A 17075-nucleotide genomic window follows, 5' to 3' on the forward strand; every position below is an offset into this window, starting at 1 on the left:
TAGGCTCTGATTGATCTATTTAGTAATCGAATGGTTCGGGGAAACGCCGATGATCCTAATGCAAATGTGACACAAATAGATTTTCTGATTTTTGATTTTACTCAGTGTGGGTCTTTTTAAAAAAGATACCAGCTGCTCCCCCACAATTGCTATCAAGACGTTTTGTTTCTCGGACACAGATCAAAAAGGAGTGTATTATATGACTTTCGCAGAGAAGTTCACCGAAAAAGGCCAGTACTACGCAAGTAAGATTCAGCAAAATAAGTATATGCAAGCAATCTCTAATGGATTGATGTCGCTATTGCCGATCATGATCATCGGCGCATTCAGTACACTGTTGTCTTCCATGCAAATCGAAGTCTATCAATCAATGATTGCCCCGTTTCGCGATATTATCGCCTTACCGGCACAATTTACGACAAATGCATTAGCTATTTATGCCGCTTTTTCCATCGCTTACAAATTGGCAGGCTTGTATGGAAAAGAAGGCTTGATCCCTGGTTTTGTTTCCTTATTTTCCTTTTTAGTCTTAACACCAATCAGTGTTTTTGAAGATGGAGAGCTTGTGATCAATGCCTTGACCTTTGACTGGCTGGGGGCTAGAGGGTTGTTTGCGGCGATGATCGTGGGTGTCTTAACTGCCCGTTTGTATGTGTTTTTTGTCGATAAAAACTTGGTTATCACGATGCCGGAGGGTGTACCACCAACGATTGCCAAAACATTTTCGGGACTGGTTCCAGCAGTGTTAGTAGCAGTCTTATTTACGATAACAGCCGGTTTGTGGAAGATGACGGAATTCGGTAGTTTCCATCAATTTGTATACACGATTCTACAAATTCCACTGCAAAGTCTCGGAGGTTCGATTTGGTCGATTTGTATCGCCTTATTGATCATGCAGTTGTTGTGGGTCTTTGGGATTCACGGAGCAATCGTTGTATTAGCGGTTATTCGTCCAATAATGACTGCTCTGGATCTTGAGAATTTGGCTGCTTATCAAGCAGGAGAACCGATGCCTAACTTAGTGACTGGTTCTTTTTGGAGTATTTATGCTAATTTTTCCGCCATGCTTGGTCTAGTAGTAGTTTTACTCTTTTTGTCAAAGAGTAAACAATTCAAAATTATCGGGAAGCTGGGAGCACCAGGAGCACTTTTCGGGATTCATGAACCGCTGATCTTCGGATTACCGATCGTAATGAACCCGATTCTGGCGATTCCCTACATTTTAAGCCCAGTTGTTTGCGTGGTGATTGGCTATATCTTAACCATCACGAATATTTTACCAATTCCTATCGGGATGCAAGTGCCTTTTGGTGCCCCCATCGTTCTCTCAGGTATTCTGCAAGGAAGTTGGAAACTCGGGGTAGCTCAGTTACTGATGATTCCTTTGTGTGCCTTGATCTATTACCCATTTGTCCGCATTTTGGATAAGAAAAATGCCGAACAAGAATTGGCGCAAGAAACGCAAGAAAAAGCAGCAGAACAAAGCATGGATCGAGTGATTTCTTGATGGTTGAAGATCAAAGGGAGTTGCTTAAACGTATAGAAAGGGTCAACAGTAATTGTTAGGAAATTGTTTAATGGCTACTCATAAAAAACTCTTTAAAAGAAGCTAATTTGACAGGGATTACTGGTTAAATTTCCCCTTTTTTCAAAAGATCGCTGGTTAAAAGAAACCGATTTTATGGTGACAAGCCAATGAGTTAGTGCTATAGTTAAAGAAAGAAAACCCACGTGGATTGTTACTGACTCGATCAGGCAAGACCTAAATAAGAAAGCGCTCTTCTCGTTTTAGCAGCGGCTCTTATTTAGGTTTTTTGTTTTTTATCGGGGATTTTTCAGTAATCAGCTAGGTAGGTTTATCAAAAGAAAACAAAAGGAGAACGAGCAAATGGCAAAATTTCCAGAAAATTTCTTATGGGGCGGCGCGACCGCAGCGAATCAATTAGAAGGGGCGTTCGATCGCGATGGCAAAGGCTTGTCAGTGGCGGATGCAATGCCTGGCGGCAAACAGCGTTTAGCGATTTTAGGCAGTGATACGTTTGATTGGACGATCGATGAGGACAAATACACCTACCCAAATCATCGCGGGATCGACCATTATGACCGTTTCAAAGAAGACATTGCGTTGTTTGCAGAAATGGGCTTCAAGAGCTATCGTTTTTCCATCGCATGGACACGTATTTTTCCAAAAGGCGATGAAACGACACCAAACGAAGCTGGGCTAGCATTTTACGATGCGCTGATCGATGAATGTTTGAAATACGGGATCGAGCCAGTGGTTACGATCTCTCACTATGAAATGCCTTTGCATTTAGCCAAAGAATACGGTGGCTGGAAAAACCGAGCATTGATCGATTTCTATGAACGTTTTGCAAAAGTTGTCTTGGAACGGTTCCACAGCAAAGTCAAATACTGGATGACCTTCAATGAGATCAACTCTGCTTTCCATTTCTCCGCATTGAGTCAAGGAATGGTCAACAGCACGGGTGCCAGCGACTTTACAAATGTGATCCAAGCGTGGCACAACCAATTTGTTGCCAGCAGTAAAGCAGTCAAAATCGGCCATGAATTAAACCCAGAGTTACAGATCGGTTGTATGATCATTTATGCAACGACTTACAGCATTGATGCGAACCCAGTCAACCAAGTGGCGACGATGATCCATAATCAAGCCTTCAACTACTACTGTGCCGACGTGCAGGTACGTGGAAAATACCCATCCTTTACGGATCGTTTGTACAAAGAACACGGCGTCAATAAAGAGGATCTTGAGATTACCGAAGAAGACTTAGCCTTGATTGCTGAACATACTGTTGACTATGTTGGCTTCAGCTACTACATGTCTTCTGCCGTGGATATCACCACAGAAGAAGCCGATGAAGTGCAAGGAAACTTGTTAGGCGGCGTCCGCAATCCATTCTTAGAAGCAAGTGAATGGGGCTGGCAAATCGACCCAGAAGGGCTGCGCATCGCGTTGAATGAATTGTATGATCGTTATCAAAAACCGTTGTTTATCGTGGAAAACGGCTTAGGAGCCATTGATACCTTTAACGAAGAAGGTAAGATCGAAGATGACTATCGTATCGATTACTTGCGCCGCCACATTGAAGCAATGGGGGAAGCGATCGCTGATGGCGTAGACTTGATCGGTTACACGCCATGGGGCTGTATCGACCTTGTCAGTGCTTCAACAGGCGAAATGAGCAAACGCTATGGCTTTATTTATGTTGACTTTGATGACGAAGGCAACGGCACGATGGATCGTTCCAAGAAAAAATCCTTCGATTGGTACAAGCAAGTCATTGCAACAAACGGAGAAGAGTTGGCCTAAGTGTTTCGTTAGACTCACGGATGACACAGGATCCGTTATAAAAGAAAACCGATCAACGGTGCTCCTATACAGGCGCATCGTTGATCGGTTTTTTTTTGATATTTGGTTTTAACGGGTACGTTCATAGCTGTCTCGTAACAAAGATTGGAGTTGTTTTTCTGATACAGAGCCATCTAGTAATGCGGTGAGCCAATGGTTTTTATTCATGTGATAAGCGGGTAAATAGCCGCGACTTTGATTGATGATCGAAACCATTTCGGGCGCTGCTTTGACATCTAAAATTTCGATCATTTCCGTTCCTTCCAAGCCTAATTTTTGCTTTTCTACAGTCATCAGCAAGCCAAACCATTTACCGCTTTTACGGTGCCGCAAGACTTGGTACTCGGGAAACTTTGCAAATGGATGGTCGATCTGAACATCATTGAAGGTCTGAGCGAAGGCGATCAGCCGGTTTTTAAGATCCATGGGTATCCCTGCCTTTTTATAATAGAAAACTACTTATATTATACCACTGATTCCTTTTACCTAGCGTAACCGTTTCTGATAAAGCATTCGTGCCAAGAACCAGCTCACCACTACGATACCGCCACACCAGCTAAAGGCACTGATAAAGGTGGTATCTTTCAAGTTTAACAAAAGCCCGCGCAAAGAATGGATGATCGGCGACATTGGTTGGTATTCAGCAAAAATGGCTAATGGGCGCGGCATGGTTTCCGTAGGGACGAAACCAGAGCTTAAGTAGGGAAAAAGGGTGATCAAGACAGTAAACAAGGTAGCTGTCTCGGGGCTTTTGGCGATGAGACCAACCAGAACGGAGACCCAAGTAAAGGCGAAGGTGAAGCAAAAGATCAATAGGAAAGCGATTCCCCAGCCAGCAACTGTGGCTTGAGGGCGAAAACCGATGACCATGGCAACGATCAACACGACCAAGGTGCTGATCAAGCTCCGAAGGGTCGCGGCGAAGACATGCCCGTTTAAAAAGGCTGAGTTAGAGATGTTCAAGGTCATCAGCCGTTCCACCATGCCGGATTTCAAATCTTCCGTCACCGTTACCCCAACGGAGGAGGCGCTTTGGGCGATACATTGGACGAGAACACCAGGAACGACAAAATCGACATAAGAGGTATCGCCGACGTTCATGGCTCCCCCGAAAACATAGACGAAGAGGATCATTAAAATCGCTGGGGTCAAAATCCCACTTAGCAAAGTCTCCATACTGCGAATCGATAGCAAGAGGTTGCGTTTGAATAAGGTGTTGGTTTCTATAATTGCTTTCATTGGTTTCCTCCTTGGACAAGTGTTAGAAAAATATCTTCTAACGAAGCATTCTTTTGATTAAAACTAGTGATGGTGATCGGTAGTTGATTGAGTTCCTGCAACAGCGTGAAGGAATGCTGGAAGTCTTGACTGACGGGAAATGCCAGAGAGAGACTGGACTCATTGACTTGCAGCGGAAAATCAGACAGATGCTGACGCACGGTCTGCAAGTGTTCTTTCGTCAATACGCTGATTTCCATCGTTTGTGAAGGATGCAGTGCTTTGACTTCCGTTGGTGTTCCTTGCAAGATGATTTTCCCTTCATGCAAGATGGCGACTTGGTCTGCTAAAAATTCAGCTTCTTCGAGGTATTGGGTCGTCAGGAAAATCGTTCGTCCTTGAGCGGCGATCTCTTTGATCATGTGCCATGTGGCTAAGCGGTTTTGCGGGTCTAACCCGGTCGTTGGTTCATCCAAAAAGAGCAGGTCAGGTTCGCCGATAAAACTCATGGCGATGTCTAAGCGTCGTCGCATGCCACCAGAATAATTTTTGACTAGTCGGTTGCTGGCATCCACCAAATCAAAACGCTCTAACAAATGTTGGACGATAAACTGTTTGTTTTTGACATGGCGCAAGGCAGCAATCATCAGCAAGTTTTCTCGACCGGTCAGTTCTTGATCGACGGCGGAAAATTGCCCCGTCAGACTGATTTTGTCGCGAATCGCTGCTGGATCTTTGGTCAAGTCGATCCCGTCGATCAGCGCGGTTCCTTGGTCAAAAGGTAGGATAGTGGACAAAATTTTGACTAATGTGGTTTTTCCAGCGCCGTTTGATCCTAGTAAGACAAATACTTCGCCAGGAGTGACGTCAAAAGTGACCTCTTTCAAAACGGTTTTGTCTTTGAAGCTTTTTTGTAAATGTTTCACGTGAAGCATTTTCTTTTTTATATGGGTATCCATAGCTTTTCCCTCGTTTCTATAAGATAATTCAACTATAAAGGCTCTTCGGGAAAAGCAACTGCTTATTTCAATATATTGAAAAAGAAGGTGAAAAAATGAACAATTATGGTGCGACAGTGAAAGAGCTTCGCAAAAGCAAAGGCTTACTAATGAAGGAATTAGTGGACGAACAATTGTCGATGTCTTTGTTATCGCAATTTGAAAATGGCAAAACGACGATTTCCTGCGAACGATTTCATCGTTTGCTAGATAAACTAGAAGTGAGTTTTGCCGAATTTCAACTGCTGCATACGGGGGAGCATCATTCGGAGGCTCAAAAGCTAATGGTTGACTATGTCCGTTCGATGGGGATCGAATCCATTGATGAAGTACCTAAACTAAAAAAGAAATATCAAAAGCTGACCACCTACTTTCAACGACATTACTCCTTGGAGCTGGACCACTTCTTACAACTGATCCGTTTTGACTACTTGATGAAAGAGGAGCTTTTTAAAGGGGTGCCCATCCAGGAGGCGTACCCGAAACACAATTATTGTTTGGACTCTGCCAAGCATTACTTGCTGAATACCGATACATGGGGTGTTTATGAGCTGCGGCTGTTTGCCCGCGTAGCAATTTCGATGGAGCCAGCTTTGCTTTGGCGCTGCTTGACGATCGCCATCAAAAAGAGTCAGCGCTTTGCAAAAATTCCTGGCAATGAAGATATTTTGTACAACACGTTTGAGACGGTATTTTCTGTCTTTGCTGTTTTTGATGAGGTGGATTATGCGGAAAAGACCTTTCATTTATGGCGAGATCATGTTTATGAAAAAGAGCACATTGAACAAGCGGTCTTTATGCCATTTTTTGAAGGCTGGACGCATCTATTAAAACAAAACAAGGCACAAGCGGCGGACTTGATGCAGCAAACGTTAGATCAGCTGGAAAGATTAGGGATGAAGAACACGTTTTCCATGTATCAGTCATTAAGCACGTTTGTTTTAAATGAGGATTTCCCGGGAATTTTATTGAGTGATCCTTTGCTTTCTGAGGGAACTCGTTACGGTTGGGAAGAGCCTTAAAAAGCTATATTCCGCTGATGAAAGCGCCTTATGTTTAAGAATCGGAGAGGAAGTGATTAAAAATCAGTAAATGCAAGCAATTTGCTTCTTTTTTACTGATTAGAGGAGTATATTCGAAGTTGGAATTTTTCTTTCTTTAGAATTATTTTAATGCACTTTTTTATGAAATAGGAGGATGTAGGATGGATATTGTGACACTAGCGCGAATCCAGTTTGCGATGACGACGATTTTTCACTTTTTCTTTGTACCGTTTTCGATCGGAACTGGTGTCGTCGTTGCAATTATGGAGACACTTTATGTGATCAAAAAAGATGAAAAATATCGCCGGATGACGAAGTTTTGGGGGAATATTTTTCTATTGAGTTTTGCTGTCGGGGTCGTGACAGGGATCATTCAAGAATTTCAATTTGGGATGAACTGGTCAGACTATTCTCGTTTTGTCGGGGATATTTTTGGTGCGCCCTTGGCTTTAGAAGCTTTGTTGGCGTTCTTCTTAGAATCGACGTTCTTAGGACTGTGGATCTTTACATGGGATCGGGTCAGTCCCAAGCTGCACGCCACCTTTTTCTGGTTGGTGACGCTTGGTTCGATGCTATCGGCGTTTTGGATCTTAGCTGCCAATAGTTTTATGCAGCATCCAGTGGGGTATACCTTGAACAATGGCCGGGCAGAAATGACTGACTTCGGTGCATTATTGGCAAATCCACAGGTGTGGTATGAGTTTTTACACGTGATCACCGCTGCCATCACGATGGGTGGGATCATTGTTGCTGGTTTATCAGCCTTTCGTCTATTGAAGAAAGACAAAGACATTGACCGCGATTTCTTCAAAAAATCAATGCGGATCGGTTTTGCGGTGGCATTGTTCGGTTCATTCACCGTCTTGCTAGCCGGGGATGAACAAATGAAATACTTGGTTGAAGAACAACCAATGAAATTTGCCGCAATGGAAGGAACTTATGAAGATACCGGGAGTCCTGCGGCTTGGACCGTCGTTGCTTGGGCGAATGAAGCGGAACATCACCAAGTCTTCGGTATTTCGATTCCATATATGTTGAGTATCTTAGCCTTCAATGAACCCTTCGGCTCAATCGATGGGATGGATACGGTCAATCAGCAATTGATTGAAACCTACGGCGACCGTAATTACTACCCGCCGGTCAACACACTCTTTTGGAGCTTTCGGATCATGGCTGGTTTTGGTGCCTTGATGCTGTTGGTTTCTGGTCTGGGGTTGTATTTTACGCGTAAGAAGAAACCATGGCTCTTTGAAAAACGCTGGTTACTTTGGGTAGTGGCAATCACTTTGTTCACCCCATTTATTGCCAATACAGCTGGTTGGCTGATCACGGAGTTAGGGCGTTACCCATGGACGGTTTACGGCTTGTTTACGATCGAAGATAGTGTGTCACCAAACGTTTCCGTGACCTCTCTCTTGATCTCAAATATCGTTTACTTCCTCTTATTCTCTGGCTTAGGCGGAACGATGGTCTATCTGGTGAAACGGGAAATGGATCATGGACCTGAAAAAGAAGCCTTCGGCGAAATCAGCCAAGGAGACAACCAAGAAGGGTACGAAGACCCATTTGATAAGGAGGCGTTTGAAGGATGACCGGTCTGCAATTACTATGGTTCACGTTGATTGGGCTTTTATTTTCCGGATTCTTCTTCTTAGAAGGGTTTGACTTTGGTGTGGGGATGTCTGTGCAGACATTGGCTCACAATGAAGAGGAAAAAGACCAGATCGTTAAAACGATCGGGCCTGTCTGGGATGGCAATGAAGTGTGGCTATTGACCGCCGGCGGAGCGATGTTCGCCTCATTTCCATACTGGTATGCTTCTTTGTTCAGCGGGTTTTATTTGATTTTGCTGTTGATCTTAGTTGGGTTGATCATTCGTGGTGTCTCCTTTGAGTTTCGAGCGAACTTCCCGAAAGAGCACAAAAACATTTGGAACTGGACGTTGACGATCGGCAGTACGATCGTACCGTTTTTCTTCGGTCTGATGTTTGTCAGCATGATCCAAGGAATGCCTTTGGGTGAAGATGGCAACATGACGGCAACCTTTACGGATTACGTCAATCCCTTTTCAATCGTTGGCGGGATCGCGTTGACTTTGTTGTGCTACTTGCACGGATTAAACTATATCGCTTTGAAAACGGAAGGTCCGATTCGGGCACGGGCACGCAACTATGCAAGTATTTTTTATGGCATCTTATATGCAGGCTTAGTCGTCTTTGCTGTGATGCTTTACTTCCAAACGGATTTCTTCGAGAATCATTTTGCGACAACGCTTGGTTTGTTGCTCGTGATCGTTGTCCTGACACTGATTGCAAATATCGGCGTCTTTAAAGGCAAAGAAATGATGGCTTTCATTGCGAGCGGCTTGACGTTGATCGCTTTGGTGGCATTGATCTTCACAGGGTTATTCCCAAGAGTCTTGATCAGTTCGATCGATTCAAGCTATGACCTGTTGATCGCTGATGCGTCTTCAAGCCGCTACACATTGAAGATCATGAGTTATCTTTCACTGACGATCTTACCTTTCGTCTTGGCCTATACGGCTTGGAGTTACTATATCTTCCGTAAACGGATCAGTCATACGGAGGCGTTGGAGGGGTATAAATGATTGATAAACAAATCATGAAGCTCCCAGGAATGAAACAACTTTTAGGGCTGCTTGCGGGACTTTCGTTCCTGCAGGCGCTCTTCATTATTGGGCAGGCGTATGGATTGGCACGTGCCATCACTGGCTTATGGGAAGGACGACCATTAGAGGAACAGTGGGGCTGGATTCTGCTGTTCTTTTGTTCGTTTATCGCCCGACAAGCCGTTATCTATTTCCGTTCCAAAAGACTCGATGATTACAGTTACCAGCAAGCCGCCGATCTGCGGGATCAATTGTTGGAGAAATTGTTTCGGGTCGGTCCTCAGATCGCACAACAGCAAGGGACGGGGAATGTAACAACGATGGTCTTGGAAGGGATCAACCAAGTCGAAAACTACTTGAAATTGATTCTTGCCAAAATCATGAATATGTCGATCATTCCTTGGGTCATTTTGGCACTCGTTTTTTATCTGGATTGGGAGTCGGGCTTGGTCTTGCTGTTGGTGTTCCCCTTGATCATCATTTTTATGATCATCTTGGGCTATGCCGCGCAAAGCAAAGCGGAAAAACAATACCGAACGTTTCAATTACTGTCCAATCATTTCATCGACTCCCTTCGAGGGATCGACACGCTGAAATTGTTTGGGGTCAGTAAAAAATATGGCAAGAGTATCTTTGCTTCCAGCGAACGGTTTCGGAAAGCGACGATGGCTTCATTAAAAGTCGGTATTTTATCGACCTTCGCCTTAGACTTTTTCACGACCTTATCGATTGCCGTCGTGGCAGTCTTGCTAGGCTTGCGGCTGATCAATGAAGGAATCTTGCTGTTTCCAGCGTTAACCATCTTGATTTTAGCACCAGAATACTTCTTGCCGATCCGCGACTTTTCCAGTGATTACCATGCAACCTTAGACGGAAAAAATGCGATGACTGCGGTGACGGAGATCTTGCATCAGTCCGAAGCCCAAGTACCGGCAGTAACGGTGCCTCGTTGGCAGGAAGACGCCCAGTTAACGATCGATCAGCTGGCGTTTTCCTACGAGGAAAAAGCGGCTTTGACGGATATCAACTTGAACGTGACTGGCTTCAAAAAGATCGGGATCATCGGTTTGAGCGGTTCTGGCAAGTCTACCTTGATCAATACCTTGAGTGGCTTTCTCGTGCCAGACAGTGGCGAGATCACTCTCGGAGGGGCGAAGACCACGGCCTTTCGCCAAGCAAGCTGGCAAGAACAGCTGATCTATATTCCGCAAAATCCTTATATCTATCGGTTGACCTTGCAGGAAAATGTCGCGTTTTATCAGCCGACAGCTACCAAAGAAGCCGTACTGAAAGCCATTGAAGTGGCAGGCTTGACTGAGCTTTTGGCGGAGCTGCCGCAAGGGTTGGACACGATGTTAGGAGAAGGGGAACGGCATCTAAGTGGCGGACAAGCCCAACGGATCGCTCTAGCCCGTGCCTTTTTAGACCAGCAACGAAAGATTCTTTTGTTTGATGAACCAACGGCTCATTTGGATATTGAAACCGAAGTTGCTTTAAAGGAACGGATGCTACCGCTGATGGAAAACCGTTTAGTCTTTTTTGCAACTCATCGCTTGCACTGGATGGAAGAAATGGATGAAATCATCGTGATGGATCAAGGAAGAATCGTGGAACAAGGAACCTTGGCACAACTGCAGCAAAAGCAAGGTGCTTTTACAGAACTAGTCAATGGAATGAGGAGGGAACAGCTTGAATAAAATCGGCTTATTGCGCTCATTGAAAACTGATACGTGGGTCAAGCCTTTCTTGTCAAAATACAAAAACGTTTTGGCGCTGGCCTTATTCCTAGGCTTCTTGACCTTTTTCTGTGGTGGGGCACTGATGTTTAATTCTGGGTACCTGATCAGCCGCTCGGCATCGATCCCAGAAAACATTCTATTGGTTTACATCCCCATCGTACTGACCAGAGCGTTTGGGATCGGCCGTCCAGTCTTTCGCTATTTGGAACGGTTGACCAGTCATAGCTGGGTCTTGCGCATGACCTCTAATTTACGATTGAAATTGTACAACGTAGTAGAAAAAGATGCGATCTTCTTTAAGCAAGCGCATCGCACAGGGGATATCTTGGGCTTATTGGCAGAAGATATCAACCATATTCAAAACCTGTATTTGCGGACGATCTTTCCTACCGTGATCGCTTGGATCTTGTATGCGTTCTTGATCATTGGACTCGGCTATTTTTCTTGGTGGTTTGCTTTGGTGATGCTGCTACTATTAGGGATCATCGTCTTTGTCTTGCCGCTTTGGTCGGTGATCATCAACGGCGCGCGGCAAGAAAAACAAAAACACATGAAAAACAACTTGTATACGACACTGACGGATAATGTATTAGGGGTTTCTGATTGGGTCTTCTCTCAAAGAGGCAGCGAGTACGTGGCTGCCCATAAGGAACTGGAAACACAGTTGCGGGCGGTGGATGAACAGATGCTGTCCTTTGATCGCCGGCGTGATTTTCTTTTACAAAGCATCTTTGGAGTGATCGCTGTCGCATTGCTGCTTTGGACCAGCATTCGCTTTCCAGGTAACCACGGAGGAGCAGCCAACTGGATCGCTGCCTTTGTCCTGTGTGTCTTTCCTTTAGTTGATGCATTTGCGCCATTACCGTCAGCTGCTCAAGAAACCAATCGCTACAAAGACTCTATCGATCGCTTCAATGCATTGCCAGAAGAAAATCGCCAAGTCTCCATGGAGCAACCGTCAGTCCCTGAAGTGACGGGCCTCGTGTCGATCACAGTCAAGGACTTGCATTTTCAGTATCCTGAAGGCAAAGAAGTGCTTCATGGGTTGGATCTAACGATTCCTGCGCATCAAAAACTAGCGATCCTTGGTCGCAGCGGTTCTGGGAAAAGTACATTTGCCTCCTTGTTGCGAGGCGATCTGCAACCGACGCAAGGGTCGATCACCTTAAACGACGTGCCTGTGACGGCATTGAGTGAGTCGATCAGTGACTTGATCGGTGTCATCAATCAAAGTCCCTATCTTTTCCATACGACCGTCTTGAATAATATTCGGCTAGGCAATGAGTCGGCTTCGGAAGAAGAAGTCTGGCGTGTACTGGAGCAAGTCGGGTTGAAAGAAATGGTGGCAGCTTTGCCTAACGGCTTGGCGACGATGGTGGATGAAGCCGGCTTGCGTTTTTCTGGTGGAGAACGCCATCGTTTGGCATTGGCGCGGATCTTGCTAAAAGACACCCCGATCATCTTATTGGATGAGCCAACCGTCGGCTTAGACCCGATCACGGAGCAAGGCGTGCTCGAAACCTTTTTCCAAGTGCTGGAGAACAAAACGATCATTTGGATCACCCACCACTTGCAAGGAATTTCGATGATGGACCGTGTGCTCTTTATTGAAGATGGTCAGTTGACCATGAGCGGAACACCTGCCGAATTGGCAGCAGAAAACAAACATTTTCAACACTTATTGGCCATTGACCAAGGACGACGATAAAAAAGAGCGTCCATCAATCAGTGATGGACGCTTTTCTTCTCATTGCTCTATGGCTCAGTAATTGCGCTGCAAGAGCAGTTCAGTTAATGAACGAATTTTGGCTTTGCTAGGTGCTTCGGGCAGCAGATCGATGTCGTCTAAGGCTTTTTGCGTGTAGGTGACCGCGAAAGCGCGCGCTTTTTCGACACCGCCGTAACGGACGACAAGATCCGCAACTTCTTGGGCTTCTGCCAAGGAGAGTGCTGCTTTTTTATTCAAATAAGGAGCGAATGCTGCAGGTGCCTGTTCTTTGGCAAATAGCAGCGGTAAGGTATAGACTCCTTGTGCCAAATCTTCTAGAATCGGTTTTTTCAAGGTGCCACTATCAGAGGTGTAGTCGAGAATATCGTCGAATACTTGAAAGGCGATCCCGATGTTGCGACCGATCTCACCCGCCCGCTCTTGGTTTTCTGTGTCGAGGCCGCCAAAATGAGCGCCTTCGAGACAAGCGAGCCAAAACAGTTCAGCGGTTTTGCCGTTGATGCTTTGCAGATAGTCGTCAATCGATTCATGGATGTTGTAGCGAGTGTGCATTTGATCAAGTTCACCTAAAAGGAGTCGTTTCATGGCTTGTGCGTTGGTTTTTAAAAACGGGGAGCCATTCATACTTTCGATCAAAAGCTCAAAAAATTGGGTGAACAAAAGATCACCCGTGTAGACCGCGATATCCTTGCCGTATTTGGCTTGAACAGTGACTTGACTGCGCCGCAGCGGCGAATCGTCAATGATGTCGTCGTGGATCAAAGTGGCCATGTGTAAAATTTCTAGAGAAGCAGCAATTTTTGTTAATTGGTCGGTTTTTTTATAATGGGGATCGCCTAAGTCAGCAAACAAAAAAAAGAGCGCTGGCCGCAGCATTTTTCCACCTGAATAAGTAAAGTCGATCAAAACATCTTGTATCTCTTTGTTACGAACAGTAACGTGTTCTTCAATGATGGAACATACGGTTTTCAATCGTTGTTCGATCGTCGGATAATCGATCCAAAAGTCAAACATAGTATAACCCTTTCTAACAGTCATTCAGCCCTTATTCTAGCGTAAAGGGGCGTGATTGACTAGTTTAATGCACTCACTAAAGGAGGTGAAGTTGTGACGCTACCTGTATTTTTAGAACTTGTCGAATTTAAAGCAAAAACCGCCAGTATTTTGCCATTTTTCATTGGTGTCTGCTACAGCTGGTACAATTATCAAACGATTCATCTTGGCTATGTCCTATTGTATTTCATTGCCATGCTGATCTTCAATATGGCGGTGGATATTTTAGATAACTACAACGATTACCATCATGCCACAGAAGGGCATGATTACAAAGAAAAAACCAATATCATTGGTCGGGAACAGTTGTCTGTCAAATTGGTTTTTTGGTTGATGGTCTCCATGATCATCGTTTCCGCCGCCATGGGAATCGCCTTGGCAATGGTAGTTGGTTGGCCGCTCTTTTGGATGGGACTGTATTGTTACCTAGTCGGGATCTTTTATTCCTCTGGTCCACGGCCGCTTTCTAGTTTGCCTTTAGGCGAGTTCTTTTCTGGCTTTACGATGGGCTTTATGATCTCATTGATCTGTGTCTACCTTAATGCCTATCAAACCTTTGAATGGAACATTGCCACGATTGGCAGTATTTTCTTGATCTCATTACCCAACACATTATGGATCGCCAACTTGATGCTGGCAAACAATATTTGTGATCTGGAAGAGGATGAAAAAAATGAGCGCTATACGCTGGTGCATTACCTTGGTAAAGCCCGTGCGTTGAAATTATTTATCACGATGAACGTCTTGGCGTTTGTTGCGATCATTGCCTCAGTTGTCCTCAACATTGCGCCTTGGTCACTGGTTCTGACCTTTTTCGCGGCGCCCTTTGTCTGGCAACAGACAAAACGATTTATGCAAAAACAAATCAAAAGAGAGACCTTCATTTGTGCCGTTCGGATCCTTGCGGTCGGAGCATGCGTACAAGTGCTGAGTTTTGCGATTGGTTTGATTTTATAATTTTTACAGCAAAGAAAGGAAGTAAGGAAACATGAAGGAAGTTGTCATTTTAGGAGCAGGGTATGCTGGATTGCGAGCATTGCACGTACTGCAAGGAGCAAAAGAAGCGTTTCACATCACATTGATCGACAAAAACGATTATCATTATGAGGCAACCGATCTTCATGAAGTTGCGGCCGGTACGCAACCAAGAGACCGCATTTGCTATCCCATCAATGATGTCGTTCGTCCCCAAAAGACCACCTTTGTTCAAAAGGAAGTGGCGTCGATCGATCGTAACCAGCAAGTGATCGTTTTTAAAGATCAATCCACGTGCACCTATGATTATTTGATCGTGGCATTAGGCTTTGAATCAGAATCATTTGGGATCCCTGGTGTCGAGGAGCATGCGTTGGAAATGGTGGATGTCGACTCCGCAGAAAACATCTATCATCATTTGTTGAAACAAATGAAGGCATACAAAGAAACACAAAATCCTGACTACCTAAAAATCGTTGTCTGCGGTGCTGGTTTCACTGGAATCGAATTGCTAGGTTCATTGGTGGAAAACCGTAAAACCTTCGCGAAAGCAGCAGGTGTCAAACCAGAAGACATCAAACTGTACTGTGTCGAAGCAGTGACTCGTTTATTACCGATGTTTGATGAAAAACTATCGGATTACGGGATCAAAAATCTCGTTAAATGGGGCGTAAACTTCCTGACTGGTAAACCCATCAAAGCAATCAAACCAGGTGTCGTTGTCTATCAAAATGATGCCGATACAGGAGCAACAGCAGAACTATCAGCCAAAACCATCGTTTGGACCACAGGCGTCAGCGGCAGCCATGTGATGGCTGAATCAGACTTTTCTGCTCGTCGTGGTCGCGTGATGGTCAATCAAGACCTAACAGACCCTGATCATAGTAACGTCTATGTTGTCGGTGATGTTTCAGCAGTCATGGACCCAGCGACCAATCGCCCGTATCCAACAACGGCTCAAATCGCTTTGAAGATGGGGCAGCATGCGGGTAAAAACATCTTACGTCAAATGAACGGGGAAAAACCAGCAGATTTCCACTTTGAATCATTAGGTTCAGTGGCATCGATCGGCAATACCCATGCCTTTGGCTTAGTAGGGAAAATGGGCATCAAAGGCTATCCCGCTTCCGTGGTGAAAAAAGCCATTATGGACCGTTCCTTGTACCAAACCGGTGGGGTCAAAGAAGTATTGGCGAAAGGCCGCTTCGACTTTTATCATTGAGCAATAGAAACAGCAGACTGCGAGGGTGACCTCGCAGTTTTTTTTCAAAAAAAGCAGCAGCGGTATCCCGCAGACTACTTTTTTCTCCCAGAAACTGCTATGATAGCCAAAAGAACAGAACAAAGGAGCAAGGACAATGCCAGAAGGCCAACGAGTGTTACAGGGAATGGGAACAGTGATCACGATTTGGGTGCAGCATGAAACCCCAGAAGTGATTTTAGAGGAAGCAGCCAAAAGAGCTGCGGCCTTTGAACAGCGTTTTAGTGCCAATGACCCGACGTCGGAGTTGATGCAGATCAATCAGCAGGCAGGACAAGGAGCGATCGCTGCCACACAGGAATTGTTTGAATTGATCGCACTAGGGAAAGCCCATAGCGTACCCAAAGATAGCTACTTAAATATTGCCATCGGTCCTTTGGTGCAGGAATGGCGGATCGGGTTCCAAGATGCTCATCTACCAACGCCTGAGAAAATCGCGGAGCTGCTGCCAAAGACTGATCCTGCCAAGATCATTTTGGATGAAACGCTGCAGACCGTCGGATTAGCTGCTGGCATGAAGCTTGATCTAGGGGCTGTGGCAAAAGGATATTTTGCTGATTTGTTGATGACCTATTTCAAACAGGTTGGTGTTACAGCCGCTTTGATCGATCTTGGAGGCAATGTGGTGACTTACGGCGATGCCCCAAGCCATCAAGATGGCTATTGGCGGATCGGGATCCAAAACCCTTTCTTACCAAGAGGGAATTTTGTCGCAGCGTTGAAGGTTCGTAATCAATCAGTCGTTACATCAGGGATCTATGAACGAACCTATCAGGTAGCGGGCAAGACCTATCATCATATTTTTGATCGAGATACGGGCTATCCGTTAGAGTCAGCCATTGCCAGTGTCACGATTCTCTCCGACCAATCGGTTGATGGAGAGATTTGGACGACCCGCTTGTTCGGCAAAGAGCCACAAGCCATCTTGCAGGAGCTGGCGCCGTTAGAAGGAATCACTGGGTTAATCATTACCAAACATGGAGAGTTGATCTATCCGCAAGAATTAGCCCGTTTGATCGAAACGCCAACAGCAGAATGAAAACAAGCAGCGATCACCTAG

14 protein-coding genes are annotated in these 17075 nt (G+C 45.1%); 10 read left to right on the forward strand and 4 right to left on the reverse strand.

The annotated features are described in order from the left end of the window. Positions 1-199: 199 nt before the first annotated feature. Both ACI3E5_RS00485 and ACI3E5_RS00490 read left to right on the forward strand, forming a co-directional pair. Positions 200-1507: a PTS sugar transporter subunit IIC gene (locus tag ACI3E5_RS00485; protein WP_123833485.1), complete on the forward strand. Its 1308-nt coding sequence runs from the start codon at positions 200-202 to the stop codon at positions 1505-1507. 381 nt (positions 1508-1888) lie between these two features. Next, positions 1889-3331, forward strand: a complete 1443-nt coding sequence (locus ACI3E5_RS00490; protein WP_005226517.1) for a glycoside hydrolase family 1 protein — start codon at positions 1889-1891, stop codon at positions 3329-3331. Between the two features lie 108 nt (positions 3332-3439). Here ACI3E5_RS00490 and ACI3E5_RS00495 read toward each other — a convergent pair whose 3' ends face one another. Genes ACI3E5_RS00495 through ACI3E5_RS00505 form a run of 3 tightly spaced genes read right to left on the reverse strand, consistent with a single transcriptional unit; the run spans position 3440 to position 5547 of the window. Further along, positions 3440-3796 carry an MmcQ/YjbR family DNA-binding protein gene (locus ACI3E5_RS00495; RefSeq protein WP_010748512.1) on the reverse strand — a complete coding sequence of 119 codons (357 nt, stop codon included), beginning with the start codon at positions 3794-3796 and terminating at the stop codon, positions 3440-3442. Positions 3797-3856: 60 nt separating this feature from the next. Beyond that, on the reverse strand, positions 3857-4609 hold the full coding sequence (locus tag ACI3E5_RS00500; protein ID WP_498820700.1) for an ABC transporter permease: 753 nt from the start codon (positions 4607-4609) through the stop codon (positions 3857-3859). After that, the gene (locus tag ACI3E5_RS00505; protein ID WP_431394975.1) at positions 4606-5547 is read right to left on the reverse strand and encodes an ABC transporter ATP-binding protein; all 942 of its coding nucleotides are present in this window, start codon (positions 5545-5547) and stop codon (positions 4606-4608) included. Before ACI3E5_RS00505 ends, ACI3E5_RS00500 begins: the two co-directional genes overlap by 4 nt. A 95-nt stretch (positions 5548-5642) precedes the next feature. On the opposite strand from ACI3E5_RS00505, the gene ACI3E5_RS00510 reads away from it, so the two are divergent. The 5 genes from ACI3E5_RS00510 (at position 5643) to cydC (ending at position 12705) form a co-directional block, all read left to right on the forward strand. Next, positions 5643-6608 (forward strand): helix-turn-helix domain-containing protein, encoded by a 966-nt coding sequence (locus ACI3E5_RS00510; RefSeq protein WP_431394976.1) that lies wholly within the window; start codon positions 5643-5645, stop codon positions 6606-6608. 182 nt (positions 6609-6790) lie between these two features. Next, on the forward strand, positions 6791-8221 hold the full coding sequence (locus tag ACI3E5_RS00515; RefSeq protein WP_005226527.1) for a cytochrome ubiquinol oxidase subunit I: 1431 nt from the start codon (positions 6791-6793) through the stop codon (positions 8219-8221). Next, positions 8218-9237, forward strand: a complete 1020-nt coding sequence (cydB, locus tag ACI3E5_RS00520; RefSeq protein WP_005226530.1) for a cytochrome d ubiquinol oxidase subunit II — start codon at positions 8218-8220, stop codon at positions 9235-9237. Before ACI3E5_RS00515 ends, cydB begins: the two co-directional genes overlap by 4 nt. Next, positions 9234-10955 (forward strand): thiol reductant ABC exporter subunit CydD, encoded by a 1722-nt coding sequence (gene cydD, locus ACI3E5_RS00525; protein ID WP_498820701.1) that lies wholly within the window; start codon positions 9234-9236, stop codon positions 10953-10955. The genes cydB and cydD overlap by 4 nt, the downstream gene beginning before the upstream one ends. Beyond that, entirely contained in the window at positions 10948-12705 is a 1758-nt protein-coding gene (gene cydC, locus ACI3E5_RS00530) for a thiol reductant ABC exporter subunit CydC (RefSeq protein WP_010748518.1), read from the forward strand. The genes cydD and cydC overlap by 8 nt, the downstream gene beginning before the upstream one ends. Before the next feature lie 54 nt (positions 12706-12759). On the opposite strand, the gene ACI3E5_RS00535 is transcribed toward cydC, so the two are convergent. Further along, positions 12760-13740, reverse strand: a complete 981-nt coding sequence (locus ACI3E5_RS00535; protein ID WP_005226544.1) for a polyprenyl synthetase family protein — start codon at positions 13738-13740, stop codon at positions 12760-12762. Positions 13741-13833: 93 nt separating this feature from the next. Here ACI3E5_RS00535 and ACI3E5_RS00540 point away from each other — a divergent pair, with 93 nt between their 5' ends. The 3 genes from ACI3E5_RS00540 (at position 13834) to ACI3E5_RS00550 (ending at position 17054) form a co-directional block, all read left to right on the forward strand. Then, on the forward strand, positions 13834-14736 hold the full coding sequence (locus ACI3E5_RS00540; RefSeq protein ID WP_431394978.1) for a prenyltransferase: 903 nt from the start codon (positions 13834-13836) through the stop codon (positions 14734-14736). 31 nt (positions 14737-14767) lie between these two features. Then, positions 14768-15976, forward strand: coding sequence for an NAD(P)/FAD-dependent oxidoreductase (locus ACI3E5_RS00545; RefSeq protein WP_005226547.1), 1209 nt, complete (start codon positions 14768-14770; stop codon positions 15974-15976). Positions 15977-16112: 136 nt separating this feature from the next. Beyond that, a complete protein-coding gene (locus tag ACI3E5_RS00550; RefSeq protein ID WP_156235301.1) occupies positions 16113-17054 on the forward strand; it encodes an FAD:protein FMN transferase in 942 nt (313 codons plus the stop codon). The last annotated feature ends 21 nt before the right edge of the window (positions 17055-17075 follow it).

The organism is Candidatus Enterococcus avicola (assembly GCF_047470845.1).
In the GTDB taxonomy this organism is placed as follows: Bacteria; Bacillota; Bacilli; order Lactobacillales; family Enterococcaceae; genus Enterococcus_D; species Enterococcus_D casseliflavus.